This window comes from Streptomyces sp. BBFR51, assembly GCF_044591655.1.
In the GTDB taxonomy this organism is placed as follows: domain Bacteria; phylum Actinomycetota; class Actinomycetes; order Streptomycetales; family Streptomycetaceae; genus Streptomyces.
The window spans coordinates 5,232,703-5,248,562 of sequence record NZ_CP172448.1 but is presented as its reverse complement, the minus strand read 5'-3'; the positions used below and the strand labels follow the sequence as shown (position 1 = coordinate 5,248,562).

General features: G+C 72.8%; 14 protein-coding genes. 3 read left to right on the top strand and 11 right to left on the bottom strand.

Annotation, left to right across the window (positions count from 1 at the left end; genetic code table 11):
* Positions 1–12: 12 nt before the first annotated feature.
* On the bottom strand, positions 13–390 hold the full coding sequence (locus ACGH7X_RS24110) for a hypothetical protein (RefSeq protein ID WP_399887810.1): 378 nt from the start codon (positions 388–390) through the stop codon (positions 13–15).
* Between the two features lie 89 nt (positions 391–479).
* A complete protein-coding gene (locus tag ACGH7X_RS24105; RefSeq protein ID WP_399887809.1) occupies positions 480–1,865 on the bottom strand; it encodes a PLP-dependent aminotransferase family protein in 1,386 nt (461 codons plus the stop codon).
* A gap of 46 nt (positions 1,866–1,911) precedes the next feature.
* Between ACGH7X_RS24105 and ACGH7X_RS24100 the strand changes: the two genes are divergently transcribed.
* The 3 genes from ACGH7X_RS24100 to ACGH7X_RS24090 are packed head-to-tail and all read left to right on the top strand — an operon-like array spanning position 1,912 to position 3,622.
* Entirely contained in the window at positions 1,912–2,451 is a 540-nt protein-coding gene (locus ACGH7X_RS24100) for a carboxymuconolactone decarboxylase family protein (protein WP_399887807.1), read from the top strand.
* Positions 2,448–2,894 carry a carboxymuconolactone decarboxylase family protein gene (locus tag ACGH7X_RS24095; protein ID WP_399887805.1) on the top strand — a complete coding sequence of 149 codons (447 nt, stop codon included), beginning with the start codon at positions 2,448–2,450 and terminating at the stop codon, positions 2,892–2,894. The genes ACGH7X_RS24100 and ACGH7X_RS24095 overlap by 4 nt, the downstream gene beginning before the upstream one ends.
* The gene (locus tag ACGH7X_RS24090) at positions 2,891–3,622 is read left to right on the top strand and encodes an isocitrate lyase/phosphoenolpyruvate mutase family protein (protein ID WP_399887803.1); all 732 of its coding nucleotides are present in this window, start codon (positions 2,891–2,893) and stop codon (positions 3,620–3,622) included. The genes ACGH7X_RS24095 and ACGH7X_RS24090 overlap by 4 nt, the downstream gene beginning before the upstream one ends.
* 3 nt (positions 3,623–3,625) lie before the next feature.
* On the opposite strand, the gene ACGH7X_RS24085 is transcribed toward ACGH7X_RS24090, so the two are convergent.
* The 9 genes from ACGH7X_RS24085 to ACGH7X_RS24045 form a co-directional block, all read right to left on the bottom strand.
* Positions 3,626–4,582, bottom strand: a complete 957-nt coding sequence (locus tag ACGH7X_RS24085) for an ABC transporter substrate-binding protein (RefSeq protein ID WP_399887801.1) — start codon at positions 4,580–4,582, stop codon at positions 3,626–3,628.
* 1 nt (position 4,583) lies between these two features.
* Positions 4,584–6,527, bottom strand: coding sequence for an ABC transporter permease (locus ACGH7X_RS24080; protein ID WP_399887799.1), 1,944 nt, complete (start codon positions 6,525–6,527; stop codon positions 4,584–4,586).
* Positions 6,527–7,735, bottom strand: a complete 1,209-nt coding sequence (locus ACGH7X_RS24075) for a glycine betaine/L-proline ABC transporter ATP-binding protein (RefSeq protein ID WP_399887797.1) — start codon at positions 7,733–7,735, stop codon at positions 6,527–6,529. Before ACGH7X_RS24075 ends, ACGH7X_RS24080 begins: the two co-directional genes overlap by 1 nt.
* The gene (locus ACGH7X_RS24070; protein ID WP_399887796.1) at positions 7,732–9,264 is read right to left on the bottom strand and encodes a GMC family oxidoreductase; all 1,533 of its coding nucleotides are present in this window, start codon (positions 9,262–9,264) and stop codon (positions 7,732–7,734) included. The genes ACGH7X_RS24075 and ACGH7X_RS24070 overlap by 4 nt, the downstream gene beginning before the upstream one ends.
* A 91-nt stretch (positions 9,265–9,355) precedes the next feature.
* Positions 9,356–10,885 (bottom strand): aldehyde dehydrogenase family protein, encoded by a 1,530-nt coding sequence (locus tag ACGH7X_RS24065; protein WP_399887794.1) that lies wholly within the window; start codon positions 10,883–10,885, stop codon positions 9,356–9,358.
* Positions 10,886–11,137: 252 nt separating this feature from the next.
* Complete coding sequence (locus tag ACGH7X_RS24060) at positions 11,138–12,127, bottom strand: malate dehydrogenase (RefSeq protein ID WP_399887792.1); 990 nt, start codon at positions 12,125–12,127, stop codon at positions 11,138–11,140.
* A gap of 408 nt (positions 12,128–12,535) precedes the next feature.
* A complete protein-coding gene (locus tag ACGH7X_RS24055; RefSeq protein WP_399887790.1) occupies positions 12,536–13,861 on the bottom strand; it encodes a DUF2690 domain-containing protein in 1,326 nt (441 codons plus the stop codon).
* A gap of 387 nt (positions 13,862–14,248) precedes the next feature.
* The gene (locus ACGH7X_RS24050) at positions 14,249–14,812 is read right to left on the bottom strand and encodes a DUF3017 domain-containing protein (RefSeq protein ID WP_399887788.1); all 564 of its coding nucleotides are present in this window, start codon (positions 14,810–14,812) and stop codon (positions 14,249–14,251) included.
* The gene (locus ACGH7X_RS24045) at positions 14,802–15,656 is read right to left on the bottom strand and encodes a bifunctional methylenetetrahydrofolate dehydrogenase/methenyltetrahydrofolate cyclohydrolase (protein ID WP_399887786.1); all 855 of its coding nucleotides are present in this window, start codon (positions 15,654–15,656) and stop codon (positions 14,802–14,804) included. Before ACGH7X_RS24045 ends, ACGH7X_RS24050 begins: the two co-directional genes overlap by 11 nt.
* Positions 15,657–15,860 lie beyond the last annotated feature (204 nt).

The window sequence follows — 15,860 nt, the reverse complement described above, 5'->3', positions numbered from 1 at the left end:
CCTTCCTCAGCCTCAGCCGCCGCCGCTGCCGGAGCCCGAGCAGCCGAAGCCGCCCCGGTCGACGGCCTCGGACCGGCTGAAGGTGCCGGAGTCGGCCCAGCCGTTGCCGACGTCGCCGTCGTAGTACCAGTCGGCGTCGTCCACGGACCTCGACGAGCCGGTCTTCTTCTTGCCGCCCTTGCCGTACGAACCGCCCGAGGAACTGCCGGAGGAGCCCGACTTGCAGTTCTTGTCGGCGACGACCTTGTAGCCGTTGAGGTAGTCGTAGCTGTCGCGGTCCACGCAGCGGCGGTCGGGGTCCGAACCGCATGCGCTCAGCGCCGCCGCGAGCATTCCCATGCCGCCGAGCACCACCGTGCTCGACCGCAGCCGTCGCCGGGTCTCCGCCATGTCCCTGTCTCCCCGTTGTCCGCGCGTGTTCGGTGCGGTTGTACGACAGTTGGGCCGATCGCGTGTACGGCCCCCGTCGCGGGTGGACTTTACGGCAGCGCCCGGCACAGCGCGTCGAGTGCCCCCGCCCAGGCGTGGTCGGCGGGAGTGCCGTAGCCGACGACGAGGGCGTCCTGCGGGGGGCCGGCCGCGTGCGGGTGCCGGAACATGGACAGGCCGTGCACCGCGAGCCCGTGCCAGGCGGCGGCCCGTACGGCCTGCTGCTCGGTGCCGGGCGGCAGTCGGAGGACGGCGTGCAGTCCGGCGGCGATGCCGGTGACGCGGACCCGGGGCGCGCGCTCGGCGAGGGCGGCGACCAGCGCGTCGCGGCGGCGCCGGTAGCGCAGCCGGGCGGACCTGACGTGCCGGTCGTAGTCGCCGGAGTCGATGAACTCCGCGAGGGTCAGCTGGTCGAGCACGCCCGGGGTGCGGCCCCCGATGCCGTCCATGACGTCTTCGGCCAGCGACGGCGGCAGCACCAGCCAGCCCAGCCGCAGCGCGGGCGCGAGGGACTTGCTGGCGGTGCCCAGGTACACGACGCGGTCGGGGTCCAGTCCCTGGAGGGCGCCGACGGGCTGGCGGTCGTAGCGGAACTCGCCGTCGTAGTCGTCCTCCAGGACCAGGGCGCCGGTGCGCCGGGCCCAGTCCACGACGGCCGCCCTGCGGTCGGGGTGCAGGGGGACGCCCATCGGGAACTGGTGGGCGGGGGTGAGGAGCACGGCACCCGCGTCCGCGAGCGCCCCGGGAGCCGCTCCCCGGTCGTCGACGGGCAGCGCGACGGTGCGCAGCCCGGCCTTCGTGAGCAGGTCGCGGTGGACGTGGAGGCCGTACGACTCGACGGCCACGGTGTGCACTCCGCGCGCCCGCAGTACGGCGGCCAGCAGCACAAGGCCGTGCGCGACCCCGCCGCAGGCCAGCAGGCTCTCGGGGTCGGCGCGCACCCCGCGGGCCCGGGCGAGGTAGCCGGCCAGCGCGGTGCGCAGCTCGGTCCTGCCGCGGGGGTCGCCGTAGCCGAGGGCGTCGTTGGGGGCGGCGGTGACGGCGCGGCGGGCGGCCCTGAGCCACTCGGCGCGCGGGAAGGAGGCGAGGTCGGGGGTGCCGGGGCGCAGGTCGTGGGCGGGGCGGGTCTGCACCCGGGGGCGCCGGACCGAGGCGCCGGCCGGCGGGTCGACGACGCGCTCGGCGACACGGGTGCCCGAGCCCTGGCGTGCGGTGAGCCAGCCCTCGGCGACGAGGCCGGCGTAGGCGTCGGCGACGGTGTTGCGGGCGATGCCGAGGTCGGCGGCGAGGGTACGGGAGGAGGGCAGCCGGGTGCCGGGGGCGAGGCGGCCGGTGCGGACGGCCTCGCGCAGGGCGTCGGTGAGGCCGCGGCGCAGGCCCCCTCCGGTGGGTTCCAGATGCAGGTCGACGCCCAGAGTGGCCCATGATCTACCCATGGAAATGGACCATACTCCTGGGCTGCTTCCTTCCTAGGGTCGAGACATGACCACGCACACCGATGACACGCACACCGATGACACGAAGTCCGATGCCACGAAGGGCACGGGCTACGCCTCCGAGCTGCCCGTCCGGCTGAACTGGTCCCAGCACGCGCCCGAGGTCTACAAGGCGATGCTCCGGCTCGAGACCGCCGCCAAGCGGGGCGTGGACCCGACGCTGTACGAGCTGGTGAAGATCCGCGCCTCGCAGATCAACCACTGCGCGTTCTGCCTCGACATGCACACCAAGGACGCCCTCGCGGCCGGGGAGAGCGTGGAGCGGATCGTGCAGCTGGCCGCCTGGGAGGAGTCGCGGCACTTCTACACGGACAAGGAACTGGCGGCGATCGAGCTGACCGAGGCGGTCACCGTGCTGACCGACGGCTTCGTGCCGGACGAGGTGTACGAGAAGGCCGCCAGGCACTTCGACGAGCCGGAGCTGGCGCAGCTGATCGCCGCGATCACGGCGATCAACGCCTGGAACCGGTTCGGCGTGACCTGCCGGATGACGCCGGGCCACTACACGCCCGGGCAGCACGCGTGACGGCCCGCACCCAGCGCCTGGACCGGGAGGTCGGGCAGGCCCTGTCGGCGCTGAGCGCGGCGGCCAAGAAGGGGCTCGGCGAGCCCGCGCTCGCCGAGCTGGTGATGATCCGCGCCTCGCAGCTCAACCACTGCGCCTTCTGCCTCGACATGCACCTCACCCTGGCCCGCAAGAACGGGGAGAGCGAGGAGCGGCTCGGCCTGCTCGCCGCCTGGGAGGAGGCCGGGGACCTGTACGACGGGCGGGAGCGGGCCGCGCTCGCGCTGACCGAGGCGATGACGGTCCTCACCGAGGGCTTCGTGCCGGACGAGGTGTACGAGCGGGCCGCCGTACACTTCACCGACGGTGAACTGGCCCACCTCATCGGGGTGATCACCGTCATCAACAGCTGGAACCGGCTGATGGTCAGCCGCCGCGTCCCACCGGGGGGTTACACACCGTGAGTCACGCCGCCGCCTTTCGCGCCCTGCACCACGGCCGGGTCCCGGACGATCCCCTCGTACTGCCCGGCCCCTGGGACGCGGCGAGCGCCCGGGTGTTCGCGGAGGCCGGGTTCCCGGCGCTGGCGACACCGAGCGCCGGGGTGGCGGCCTCGCTCGGGTACGAGGACGGGGCGACGCCGGCCGACGAGATGTTCGCGGCCCTCGCGCGGATCGTGCGCGCCGTGGACGTGCCCGTGTCGGCGGACGTCGAGGGCGGGTACGGACTCGCGCCCAAGGAGCTGGTGGAGCGGCTGCTCGAGGCGGGGGCCGTGGGCTGCAACCTCGAGGACTCCGCGGACGGGGTGCTCAAGGACCCGGTGGAGCAAGCCGGGTGGCTGGCCGAGGTGCGGGACGCGGCCGGCGACCGGCTCTTCCTCAACGCCCGGATCGACACGTTCATCAGGGGCGTCGACGATCCTGGGGCGGCGATCGAGCGGGCGGCGGCCTACGTCGCCGCGGGCGCCGACTGCGTGTATCCGATCGGCGCCCCGACCGCCGTACTGCCGCTGCTGCGGGCCGGCATCCAGGGGCCGCTGAACGTGGCCGCCCGGCCCGGGCAGGGCCCCTCGCCCACCGAACTCGGCGGACTCGGGGCCACCCGGATCACGTTCGGCCCGGGTCTCCAGCGGCACGCGGAAGGTGCGGTGCGGGAGATCGCGGAACGGCTCGCGGCACGGCTCGCAAAGTGACGGTCAGGACAGCCACTTCTTCCAGACGGACTCGTGGCCGTCCACCCACTTCTTCGCCGCCTCCTCGGGCCGCAGCTTCTGCTCGGCAATCATCAGGGAGACCTGGTTCTGGTCCTCGGTCGTCCACTTGAACTTCTTCAGGAACTTTGCCGCCTTGCCGCCGTCCTTCGCGAAGCCGGCGTTGAGGTACTTCTGCAGCGGGGTGACCGGGTAGGCGCAGTCGACCTTCGCCGGGTCGGCGTCGCAGCCCTCCTTGTACGGCGGCAGCTTCACCTCGGTCATCGGGACCTTCTCGAACAGCCACTGGGGGGTGTACCAGTAGCTCAGGAAGGGCTTCTTCTCCTTGGCGAACTGCTGCATCTGGGTGATCTGGGCGGCCTCGGAGCCCGCGAAGACGACCTGGTAGTCCAGGTCGAGGTTCTTCACCAGCGCCTTGTCGTTGGTGACGTAGGACGGGGAGCCGTCCAGCAGCTGGCCCTTGCCGCCGCTCTCGGCGGTGCGCAGCAGGTCGGCGTACTTGTCGAGGTTCTTCCAGTTCGTCACGTCCGGGTGCTTCTTCGCGAAGTACGTCGGGACGAACCAGCCGATGTGCCCGGTGACGCCGAGGTCGCCGCCGGGGGCGATGGTCTTCTTGTCCTCGACGTAGCGCTGTTCCTGCTCGGGGTGGCCCCAGTCCTCCAGGATGGCGTCGACGCGGCCCTGGCTGAGCGCGTCCCAGGCGGGGACCTCGTCGACCTGGACGGTGTCGACGCGGTAGCCCAGCTCGTGTTCGAGCAGGTACTGGGCGACGGCCACGTTGGCCTGGGCGCCGACCCAGGACTGCACGGACAGGGTGACGGTCTTGGCGCCCTGGGCGTTGGCGAACGGGGACGCCTGCTTGGTCATGTCGGCGGCGCCACAGCCGGTCAGCAGCGTCAGCGCGGCCGCCGACGCGACGGCGGTGGTCGTACGCATCCGCATGTCAGGCTCCCTTCCTCGGACGGCGTTCGGTCGGCTGGGTGACCCGGTCGAGCATCAGGCCGAGGCAGACGATCGCGGCGCCCGCCACCAGGCCGGTCGCCAGGTCGCCCTGGGCCAGGCCGAAGACGACCTGGTAGCCGAGCGCGCCACCGCCGACCAGGCCGCCGATGATGACGACGGCGAGGACGAGGACGACGCCCTGGTTGACGGCGAGCAGCAGGGACCGGCGGGCCAGCGGAAGCTGGACCTGCCGCAGTTGCTGCCCGGTGCTCGCGCCGAGCGAGCGCGCCGACTCCAGCGCGGCCGGGTCGACCTGGCGCAGGCCCTGGGTGGTGATGCGGACGACGGCCGGGAGGGCGTAGACGACGGCCGCTGCCGCGGCGGGCGCGCGGCCGACGCCGAAGAGGGCGACGACCGGGATCAGGTACACGAACTGCGGCATGGTCTGGAAGACGTCGAGGACCGGCCGGAGCGCACGTTCGAAGCGGTCGCTGCGGGCGGCGGCGATGCCGGTCGCGAAGCCGATGACCAGGGTGACGGCGACGGCGGCGAGCACCTGCGAGAGCGTGTCCAGGGACGGGTTCCACACGCCGAGCACGCCGATCGCGGCCATCGCGAGGACGGCGGTGAGCGCGGTGCGCCAGGTGCCGATCAGCCAGGCCAGCGCGGCGACGACGAGGAGTACGGACCACCAGGGCAGCCACTGGAGGCCCTCACGCAGCGGGTTGAGGACCCAGCTGGTGAAGTGGGCGGCCCAGTCCGCGGTGCCGCCGACGACCGGGACGCCGGAGTACAGGTGGGCGGTCATCCAGTCGACGGCCCGGTTCACGGGCTCGGCGATGTTCACCTCCCACCCGTCGGGCCAGTCGAGGAAGCCCGCCAGTCGTCCCGCGAGCGCGACGGCCGCGGCGACGACGAGGGCGTACAGCCAGGTCACCGGGGACTTGCCGGACTCCCCGAGCCGCTCCCCCGCCGCGCCGGTCACCCGGTCCAGGACGACGGCGAGCAGCACGATCGGGATGCCGGCCGCGAGGGCCGCGCCGACGTCGACCGAGGCGAGCGCCTGGTAGACGCGGTCGCCGAGGCCGCCGGCGCCGATGACGGAGGCGATGACGGCCATGGACAGCGCCATCATGATCGTCTGGTTGACGCCGAGGAGGAGTTCCTTGCGGGCCAGCGGGATGCGGGCGGTCAGCAGTCGCTGGCGGGCGGTGGTGCCGAGGGACTCGACGGCCTCCAGGACCTCCTTGTCGGCGCCGCGCAGGCCCAGCGAGGTGAGCCGGGCCATCGGCGGGGCGGCGTAGACGACGGTGGCCAGGACGGCGGCGGGGACACCGATGCCGAAGACCAGGACGACGGGGAGGAGGTAGGCGAAGGCGGGCAGCACCTGCATGGTGTCGAGCACCGGGCGCAGGACGCGGTCCATCCGGTCGGAGAGACCGGCGGCCAGGCCCAGCAGGGCGCCCACGGCGACGGACGCGAGGACGGCGACGACCATGAGCGCGAGGGTCTGCATCGTCGGCACCCACATGCCGAGCAGGCCGCAGGCCAGGAACGCGGCCGCGGTGCCCAGCGCCAGCTTCACGCCGGCCACCCGCCAGGCGACCAGGGCGCCGATCGCGGTGACCCCGGCCCAGCCGACGGCGAGGAGGGCGAGGTAGACGACGCGTACGGCGATGACGACGACGTTGCTGACGTGGCCGAAGAAGTAGAGGAACAGCGGGTGGCTGTCGCGGTTGTCGATGATCCAGTCGCTGGCCTTGCCGAGCGGCTCGGAGACGTCGACGGTCAGCGCGTCCGGCCAGGTGGTGCCGCCCCACTGGGAGACGGCGAGGGGGACGAGGATGGCCGCGAGCGCCGCGAGGGTCAGGAGCTTGCGGACGGCTCTGTTGGTGAGGATGCCCGGCGGGGCGGGCTTTCGGGCCGTGGCCGTGATCGTTGCCATCAGACCGGCTCCTCGGTGGTGGCGGGGCCGGGGTCGGTCGGCTCACGGCGCTTGCCGGTTGCCGCTTTCTGTGGGACGGGAGCCGCCCCAGCGGCACGACTGCCCGCAGCCGGGTCGGAGCTGCCCGCAGCTGTGCCCGCTACCACCGACAGCAGGTCGGTCGCGTCGACCACGCCCAGGCAGCGGCCCTCGTCCATGACGCGGGCCGGGGAGCCCGCTCGCGCCACCGCCTCGATGGCCTCCGAGACCGTGGCTCTGGGGCGGATCGCCGGGCCACTGCCCGCCTCGTCGGCCGAGGACGCGGGGCGCATGGCCGTACGGACGGTGAGGACCTGCTCGCGCGGGACGTCGCGGACGAACTCGCGGACGTAGTCGTCGGCGGGCGAGCCGACGATCTCCTCCGGGGTGCCGAGCTGCACGACGCGTCCGTCGCGCATCAGGGCGATGCGGTCGCCGAGCTTCAGGGCTTCCTGGAGGTCGTGGGTGATGAAGACCATCGTGCGGCCCTCCTCCTGGTGCAGCCGGACGACCTCCTCCTGCATGTCGCGCCGGATCAGCGGGTCGAGCGCGCTGAACGGCTCGTCGAAGAGCAGGACCTCGGGGTCGACGGCAAGGGCGCGGGCGAGGCCGACGCGCTGGCGCTGGCCGCCGGAGAGCTGGCCGGGGCGGCGCTGTTCCAGGCCATCGAGGCCGACCTTGGCGACGATGGCGGCGGCGTGCTCGCGGCGCTCGGCGCGGCCCATGCCCTGGACCTCCAGGCCGTAGGCCACGTTGTCCAGCACCGTGCGGTGCGGGAGCAGGCCGAAGTGCTGGAAGACCATCGCGGCGCGGTGGCGGCGCAGTTCGCGCAGCCGGGACCTGTCCATCGCGCGGACGTCCTCGCCGTCGATGGCGATGGACCCGGCGGTCGGCTCGATGAGGCGGGTCAGGCAGCGTACGAGGGTGGACTTGCCGGAGCCGGACAGGCCCATGACGACGAAGACCTCGCCCTTGTGCACGTCGAAGGAGACGTCCGCGACGGCGGCGGTGCAGCCGGTGCGCGAACGCAGCTCGGCCGGGCTCAGGGCGGTGAGTTCCGGGTCGGCGGGGACGCGGTCGGCCTTGGGGCCGAAGACCTTCCACAGACCGTCCACGGAGAAGACGGGGGTGGTGCTCTCGTCCGTACCCGGCGGCGTACTGGGCGTACCGGCGCTGGTGGTGGTGCTCATCGGGCGTCACCGCCGATCAGCTCGACGGCGCGCTCGCCGACCATGAGGACGCCGATCATGGGGTTCACGGCGGGCATGGTCGGGAAGACCGAGGCGTCGGCGACGCGGATGCCCGCCAGGCCGCGGACACGCAGCTCGGGGTCGACGACGGCCTGCTCGTCGGTGGCGGCGCCCATGCGGCAGGTGCCCGCCGGGTGGTAGACGGTGTGGGCGACCTTGCGGGCGTACTCGCTCAGCTCCTCGTCGCCGGTGACGTCCGGGCCGGGGCACACCTCGCGCTTGAGCCAGCCGGCCAGCGGCTGGGACCCGGCGATCTCGCGGGCGATCTTGATGCCGTCGACGAGGGTGCGGCCGTCGTGGTCGTCCTCGTCGGTGAAGTAGCGGAAGTCCAGGGCGGGCTTCACGGACGGGTCGGCGCTGGTGAGGTAGAGACGGCCGCGGGACTTCGGCTTGGGGATGTTCGGGGTCATGGAGACACCGAACTCCGGGCGCTCGTAGCCCAGTCGTTCCGGATTGTCCGTGAACGGGATCTGGTAGAAGTGGAACATCAGGTCGGGGCCCGCGTGTTCGGGGTCGCGGCGCACGAACAGGCCTGCGTCGGAGTCCATCGCGGAGTTGTCCGGAATGGGTCCCTCGGTCTCCCACACGATGACCGACTCGGGGTGGTCGAGCAGGTTCTCGCCGACGCCGGGCAGGTCGAGCGCCACGGGTATGCCGAGGGCCTCCAGCTGGTCCTTCGGGCCGATGCCCGAGTGCAGCAGCAGCCGCGGCGAGTCGACGGCGCCGGCGCACAGGGCGACCTCGCCCCGGGCCTTGACCAGGATCTCCTCGCCGTCCTTGGTGCGGACGTGGACGCCCTCGACGCGGGTGCCGTCCAGCTGGAGCTTGTACGCCCAGGTCTCCAGCATCAGCGTGAGGTTCGGGCGGTCGTCCATCACGGGGTGCAGGTACGCCACCGACGCCGAGGACCGCTTGTTGCTCTCGGGGTGGTAGGCGAGGTCGAAGAATCCGACGCCCTCGGTGAACGGCTTCTGGTTGAAGCCCTCGATCCGGGGGACGTCCAGGGCCTTGTGGGCCGAGTCCACGAAGTCGCGGGCGATGGCGTTCCGGTCCTTCTCGTCGACCGGGACGATGTTGTTCTTCAGCCGGGCGAAGTACGCCTCCATCTGCACCGCGCCCCAGCCCTTGGCACCGGCAGCCTCCCACTCGTCCCAGTCGGAGGGCAGCGGCTTGAAGGCGATGAGGGTGTTGTGCGAGGAGCAGCCGCCGAGGACGCGGGCGCGGCTGTGCCGGATGTGCGAATTGCCGCGTGGCTGCTCGGTGGTGGGGTAGTCGTAGTCCAGCTCGCCGCCGAGCAGGCCCATCCAGCGGCGCAGGGTCAGCACGTCGTCGCGGCCGACGTCGCTGGGGCCGCCCTCGATGACGGCGACCGTGACGTCGGGGTTCTCGGTGAGGCGGGAGGCGATCACCGATCCCGCGGTGCCGCCGCCGATGACGACGTAGTCGTAGACGTGGGTGGTCTCTGGCATGGAGGTACTCCAGGGGGGGCGAGCGGATGGTGCGGGGATGTGCGCGGGGGCGGGAGCGGGTGCGGGGGCTTGGGCGGTCGGGCGGCCGGGGTCAGCCGGTGAACCGGCGCACGGGCTTCGGCGCGAGGTTCTGGTAGACGTGCTTGCTCTCGCGGTACTCGGCCAGGCCCGCGGGGCCGAGTTCGCGGCCGACGCCGCTCTTGCCGAAGCCGCCCCACTCCGCCTGCGGCAGGTAGGGGTGGAAGTCGTTGATCCACACGGTGCCGTGCCGCAGCCGGCCCGCGACCCGGCGGGCCCGTCCCGCGTCGGCGGTCCATACGGCACCGGCCAGACCGTACTCGGTGTCGTTGGCGAGGGCTACGGCTTCGTCCTCGGTGCGGAAGGTCTCGACGGTGAGCACCGGCCCGAAGACCTCCTCCCGCACCACCTTCATCTCGCGGTGGCAGTGGTCGAGGACGGTCGGCTCGTAGAAGTAGCCGCCCTCGGGCCGCTGGGGCGACGGCTCGGGGCGCTTGCCGCCGCAGCGCAGCTCGGCGCCCTCGGCCAGCGCGGAGGCGACGAAGTCCTCGGTCTTGGCGCGCTGCTGCTCGGAGACGAGCGGGCCGCACTCGACGCCCTCCTCGGTGCCGCGGCCGAGGCGGATCCGGCCGGCGCGGCGGGCGAGTTCGGCGACGAAGCGTTCGCGGACCGACTCCTCGACGATGAGGCGGCCGCCGGCGGAGCAGACCTGCCCGCTGTGGATGAAGGCGGCGTTCAGGGCCTGGTCGACGGCGGTGTCGAAGCCCTCCTCGGTGTCGCAGGCGTCGGCGAAGACGACGTTGGGGTTCTTGCCGCCGAGTTCGAGGGCGACCTTCTTGACGGTGACGGCGGCGGCCTGGGCCACCTTGGTGCCGCTGATCAGGCCGCCGGTGAAGGAGACCAGGTCGACGCCGGGGTGCTCGGCGAGCCGGGCGCCGACGGTGTGGCCGGGGCCGGTGACGATGTTCGCGACGCCGGTGGGGAGGCCGGCCTCGGTCAGCAGGTCGATCAGGGCGACGGTGGTGAGGGGGGTGATCTCGCTGGGCTTGATCACGAAGGTGTTGCCGGCGGCGAGCGCCGGGGCGATCTTCCAGCTGGCCTGGAGGAGGGGGTAGTTCCAGGGCGTGATCATCGCGCAGACGCCGACCGGCTCGTGCACGACGACGCTGTGGATGTCGGGCGAGCCCGCGTCGACGACCCGGCCGGGCGCCTCACCGGCGACCAGGTCGGCGAAGTAGCGGAAGGCGTCGGCGACGCAGTCGATGTCGACGCGCCCCTCCTCGACGGTCTTGCCCGCGTCGCGGCTCTCCAGCAGCCCGAGCGGCTCGCGGTCGCGTACGAGGAGGTCGGCGACGCGGCGCAGCAGGGCGGCGCGCTCGGTGACCGGGGTGTGCGGCCAGTCGCCCGCGTCGAAGGCGCGGCGGGCGGCGGCGACGGCGAGGTCGACGTCCTTCTCGTCGCCCTCCGCGACCACGGCGAACGGCAGGGCGTCCGCGGGGTCGAGGATCTCGCGCGTGGCGCCGGAGGACGCCGCGAGCCACTCACCTCCCGCGTGAATGGTCCGGTGCGCGCGCTCCGCCGGAGTTTCCGTGCTGTTCGCCATGTTCCCTGTTGCCTTCCGTTCCTGATCGACCCCCCTGTTGTCACCTGCGTGTCACTCTCGGGGACCGTGAGCCCCTGCCCCGCGGCCCCGTTTGCATGCCGAATCGGTGGCTGGAAGTGGGGCGGATCACGGAGGAAAGGGAGGAACGGGGCGTATGGGTGTCCGGCAATGTCCGGCAACGGGAACGGGCCCCGGCCCGGCGTGAACCGGAACGGGGCCCGTGCGGGCGCCTGGGTGGGCGCCCGGGTGGGCTCAGATGAGGCCGAGACCGCGGACCGCCTCGCGCTCCTCCGACAGCTCCTTGACGGAGGCGTCGATGCGGGCGCGGGAGAACTCGTTGATGTCCAGGCCCTGGACGATCTCGTACGTCCCGTCCTTGGTGGTGACCGGGAAGGAGGAGATGATGCCCTCCGGGACGCCGTAGGAGCCGTCCGACGGGATGCCCATGGAGGTCCAGTCGCCCTCGGCGGTGCCGTTGACCCAGGTGTACACGTGGTCGATGGCGGCGTTGGCGGCGGAGGCGGCCGACGAGGCGCCGCGGGCCTCGATGATGGCGGCACCGCGCTTGGCGACGGTCGGGATGAACTCGTCGGCCAGCCACTTCTCGTCGTTCACGGTCTCGGCGGCGTTCTTGCCGGCGACCGTGGCGTGGAAGATGTCCGGGTACTGGGTGGCGGAGTGGTTGCCCCAGATGGTCAGGCGCTTGATGTCGGCGACCGTCGAGCCCGTCTTCTTCGCCAGCTGGGTCAGCGCGCGGTTGTGGTCCAGGCGGGTCATCGCGGTGAAGCGCTCGGCCGGTACGTCCGGGGCGGCGGCCTGGGCGATCAGGGCGTTGGTGTTGGCCGGGTTGCCGACGACGAGGACCTTGATGTCGTCCGCGGCGTGGTCGTTGATGGCCTTGCCCTGCGGCTTGAAGATGCCGCCGTTGGCCTCGAGGAGGTCACCGCGCTCCATGCCCTTGGTGCGGGGGCGGGCGCCGACGAGAAGGCCGACGTTGGCGCCGTCGAAGGCGACGTTCGGGTCGTCGGTGATCTCGATGCCCTGGAGGAGCGGGAACGCGCAGTCGTCCAGCTCCATCGCGGTGCCCGCGGCGGCCTTGAGCGCCGGGGTGATCTCCAGGAGGCGGAGCTTGACCGGCACGTCCGCGCCGAGCAGCTGGCCGGAGGCGATGCGGAAGAGCAGGGCGTAACCGATCTGGCCGGCCGCGCCGGTGACGGTGACGTTCACGGGAGTGCGGGTCATGGCGTTCTCCGTATGACAGCTGGCGGTGGGGCGTCCCTGCCCCGGGCGTTTGATCGATCTCTTGGCGTCAAGAGATCCATCCAGCGGTCAGGCTATCGCGCCCGTGGTGTCCGGCACGTCCGGGTCGGTGTGGCCCGGCCCACAAGGCCCCCACCGGGTCGCCCGCGCGCTCGGACCGGGCATAAGAAACGTGAAAAAGAGGCGGCCGCCTGTCCGGGAGAGGGTGGACGAAGGCGACCGCCGTTCGGGGACCGTTGCCGGACTCCCGTGGGGGTACTCCTCGCGTGCCCGTGACGCGGCGGGACATGCCTGCCGCGGGCGAACTTTTCTCGGTTCCCCCGCCGCGGCCCATTCCCCGCCGCGTCCCCGGGCTCCCCGTCGCGTCCCCGCGCCCCTGCTCCGTTACTCCTACTTTGTGCAGCCCTGCGGGCCCGCCGCCGCCGTCACGCACGCCTTGGCGTCGGCCGCGGACTTCACCGCCACCATCGGGGTGTACGCGACGGTGTCACCGGCCCCGGCGACCGTGCCCGTCTGCTGGTTCTTGCCGCCGGCGGTCACCTGGACCTCGTCGCCCTGGGCCGCCTGCGTGACCCGGGCCCACGCCGCGCCGCAGGTCTTGCTGTACCGGACCTCGACGGCGGCCGTGCCGACGGTGGCGGTCGCGGCGGTGGTCACCAGGTCGCCGCCGCAGCCCATGACCTCGGGGTCCTTGCCGGTGCAGGCGTCGCCGCTGCACTTCACGCCGGGCGGCAGCTGAGGGTCGCTGCTCACGGTGGGTGACGGGGAGGGTTTGGCGCCCTCGTTCTTCTTTTCGCCCCCGTCGTTCAGGAGGAAGAAGGCGCCCGCGATCACGACGAGCACGCCGACGACGCCCGCGACGAACGTCGTCATCCGCTTGTTGCCGCCCCCGGAGGACCGGTTGTGCGCACGGTGGCCGCCGTGCGGGGGCTCGCCGTAGGCGCCCGCGGGGCCGGCACCGGGGCCGAGGCCGTTCGGCGCGGCGGGGCCGGGCGTCACTGCGGGTCCGCTCGGTCCCGGCGCCTCGCCGGGGCCGGTCCGGGTCCCGGGGCGCACCGCGCGGTCACCGGTCGGCGCGGGCCCCCGGTAGCCGGCGAGGCCCCACGAGTTGCCGTCGGTCGCTCCGCCGGCGGACGGGTCCGAGGGACCGCCGCGCCCAGCGCCGCCGGGCCCGGTGCCGCCGCGGACGGCGCCGAGGGCCGAGTCGGGGCTGTCGGCGGCCGTCGGCTGCGCCGGGACCGTCGGCGGCAGCGTGGGCGCCACACCGGCCGGCCCGGCGATCCCGGTCGCCGCCGGGGCGCCGCCGCCGTGGCGACCGGTCCGGCTCCCCTTGCCGTTCCTGTCGCCGTTGCCCGACTTCGCCGCGGGTTTGCCCGACTTGGCGGCCGGTGTGCCCAGTTCGCCGAGCGCGGCGCGCGCCTGGGAGATCCGGATGGCCTCCATGGTCATGTCGTGGCGCATCTCCGAGCGGCTCCAGGCGCGCTCGGCCAGCTCCCACATGGTGGTCAGGTGGAGGGGGTTGGTCCCCGTCACCTCGGCCAGGGCCACGATGGCGCCCTTGGGCGCGAGCAGCCGGCCGTTCAGATAGCGCTCCCAGGACGTCTTGCTGTAGCCCGTGGCGTCGGCCACCGACGCGACGCTCAGCTCGCTGCGGTCCACGAGTCGGCGCAGCTGACTGGTGAACTCTCTGATCTGCGGATCGAGTTCATCCGGCAAGGCCTTCCAACGAGGCACTGCTTCCCCCTCTTCCCCCCGGTGACGTGCTGGTCGTTCCCCCGCTCGGCACCGTGCGCGGCGTCCCGCGCGCAGTACCCGTTCTGGCTACCCACAGGGATGCGCCCGATCAGGATCTCAGTTCCCGGGGTGGGGGCGCACAGGAGCACCGAGGCCGCGAGCACGCACCGGCGCACGCCCACCGACCCGTGGTCCAGTGTCCCACCGGCGTTCCCGTGCTCGTGACGGAACCCCTGAACGCGTAGCGGAACGGTCACTTCCGTGCCACAGCGCCCTGCCAGGCGTTGAACAGTGCGTTCGACGTACAGGAGTGTGGGTCCCGGCGGCGGCCCGTCCTTCCACGGGGGTGAGGACGGGCCGCCGTCGGCTCTAACCGCTCACGGTGAAGTGCAGCAGGTCCTTGAGGAACGGGAGCTGGAGTCGCGAATCCGGCTGCGCCATCAGCGCCAGCACGACGATCGCGGTGCCCAGCACGCCGTAGGTGACGATGTCCGTGAACCGCGACCGCACGGCGAGCATGCCGACGTCCAGCACGAACCAGCGCAGCGCGGCGCCGATCAGCAGCGCGGCGCCGATGATCACCAGGCCCCACCGGAACACGTCGAGCCCGGTGATCAGCAGGCCGACTCCGACCAGGCCGACCACGGTGAGCACCGGCCACTGCCGGGCGGGCGCCGGGGCGTCCCCGGCCGCGGCCCGGCCGCCGCCCTCGGGGCGCGCGGTGTCGCGGGTGAAGAGCGGGAACCGGCGCGTGACGCGTCGCGGCCGCCCCTTGGCGTCGGGCGCGCTGACGGGGTCGCGGACGGTGAGGTCCTCCTGCTCCCCCGGGTCCACGGGGCGCTCGGCGTCGGTCTTCCCCGGGGCCACGGGGCGCTCGGCGTCGGTCTTCCCCGGGTCCACGGGGCGCTCTGCGTCGGTGTCCTCAGGCGGCACTGCGCTCCGCCGCCTCCACCACGTTGACCAGCAGCTGGGCCCGGGTCATGGGGCCGACACCGCCGGGGTTCGGGGAGATCCAGGCGGCCACCTCGGCGACGCCGGGGTGCACGTCGCCCATGATCTTGCCCTCGGCGTTGCGGGAGACGCCGACGTCGAGGACGGCGGCGCCCGGCTTGACGTCCTCGGGACGGACCAGGTGCGGGGAGCCGGCCGCGGCGATGACGATGTCCGCGCGCTTGAGGTGGGCGGCCAGGTCCCGGGTGCCGGTGTGGCACTGGGTCACGGTGGCGTTCTCGCTGCGCCGGGTGAGCAGCAGCGGCATCGGACGGCCGATGGTGACACCGCGGCCGACGACCACGACCTCGGCGCCCTTGATCTCCACGCCGAAGCGGCGCAGGAGGGTGAGGATGCCGTTGGGGGTGCAGGGCAGCGGCGCCGGCTCGTTCAGCACGAGGCGGCCGAGGTTCATCGGGTGCAGGCCGTCCGCGTCCTTGTCCGGGTCCATCAGTTCCAGGATGCGGTTCTCGTCGATGCCCCTGGGCAGCGGCAGCTGGACGATGTACCCGGTGCAGGCCGGGTCCTCGTTCAGCTCGCGGACGACCGCCTCGATCTCCTCCTGCGTGGCCGTGGCCGGCAGCTCGCGCTGGATGGAGGCGATGCCGACCTGGGCGCAGTCGCGGTGCTTGCCGGCGACGTACTTCTGGCTGCCGGGATCGTCGCCCACCAGGACGGTGCCGAGGCCGGGTGTGACACCCCTCTCCTTCAGCGCCGCCACGCGGGCGGCCAGTTCGGACTTGATCGCGGCTGCGGTGGCCTTGCCATCGAGAATCTGGGCGGTCATGCCCCCCATCTTCGCGGATGACCGACCCCCGGTTCCAATCCGGCCGGCATGCGGTCACCGCGCGGGAACCTTCCGGGCGCCGCGGGACGCTTCCCGCCGTATCCGTTCATGATCGACGTTGTTGCACTTGCACAACACCTTGCGGGCGGGGTGGACAAGTAAGAGTTCGGTCAAGAACGATTGGGCAGCACAGTGCCGCGGGGC

What these genes read in the sequence shown, in the direction of transcription:
- ACGH7X_RS24110 (WP_399887810.1), bottom strand. Translation starts at nt 390, where the DNA reads ATGGCGGAGACCCGGCGACGGCTGCGGTCGAGCACGGTGGTGCTCGGC.
- ACGH7X_RS24105 (WP_399887809.1), bottom strand. Translation starts at nt 1,865, where the DNA reads ATGGGTAGATCATGGGCCACTCTGGGCGTCGACCTGCATCTGGAACCC.
- ACGH7X_RS24100 (WP_399887807.1), top strand. Translation starts at nt 1,912, where the DNA reads ATGACCACGCACACCGATGACACGCACACCGATGACACGAAGTCCGAT.
- ACGH7X_RS24085 (WP_399887801.1), bottom strand. Translation starts at nt 4,582, where the DNA reads ATGCGGATGCGTACGACCACCGCCGTCGCGTCGGCGGCCGCGCTGACG.
- ACGH7X_RS24080 (WP_399887799.1), bottom strand. Translation starts at nt 6,527, where the DNA reads ATGGCAACGATCACGGCCACGGCCCGAAAGCCCGCCCCGCCGGGCATC.
- ACGH7X_RS24075 (WP_399887797.1), bottom strand. Translation starts at nt 7,735, where the DNA reads ATGAGCACCACCACCAGCGCCGGTACGCCCAGTACGCCGCCGGGTACG.
- ACGH7X_RS24070 (WP_399887796.1), bottom strand. Translation starts at nt 9,264, where the DNA reads ATGCCAGAGACCACCCACGTCTACGACTACGTCGTCATCGGCGGCGGC.
- ACGH7X_RS24065 (WP_399887794.1), bottom strand. Translation starts at nt 10,885, where the DNA reads ATGGCGAACAGCACGGAAACTCCGGCGGAGCGCGCGCACCGGACCATT.
- ACGH7X_RS24060 (WP_399887792.1), bottom strand. Translation starts at nt 12,127, where the DNA reads ATGACCCGCACTCCCGTGAACGTCACCGTCACCGGCGCGGCCGGCCAG.
- ACGH7X_RS24045 (WP_399887786.1), bottom strand. Translation starts at nt 15,656, where the DNA reads ATGACCGCCCAGATTCTCGATGGCAAGGCCACCGCAGCCGCGATCAAG.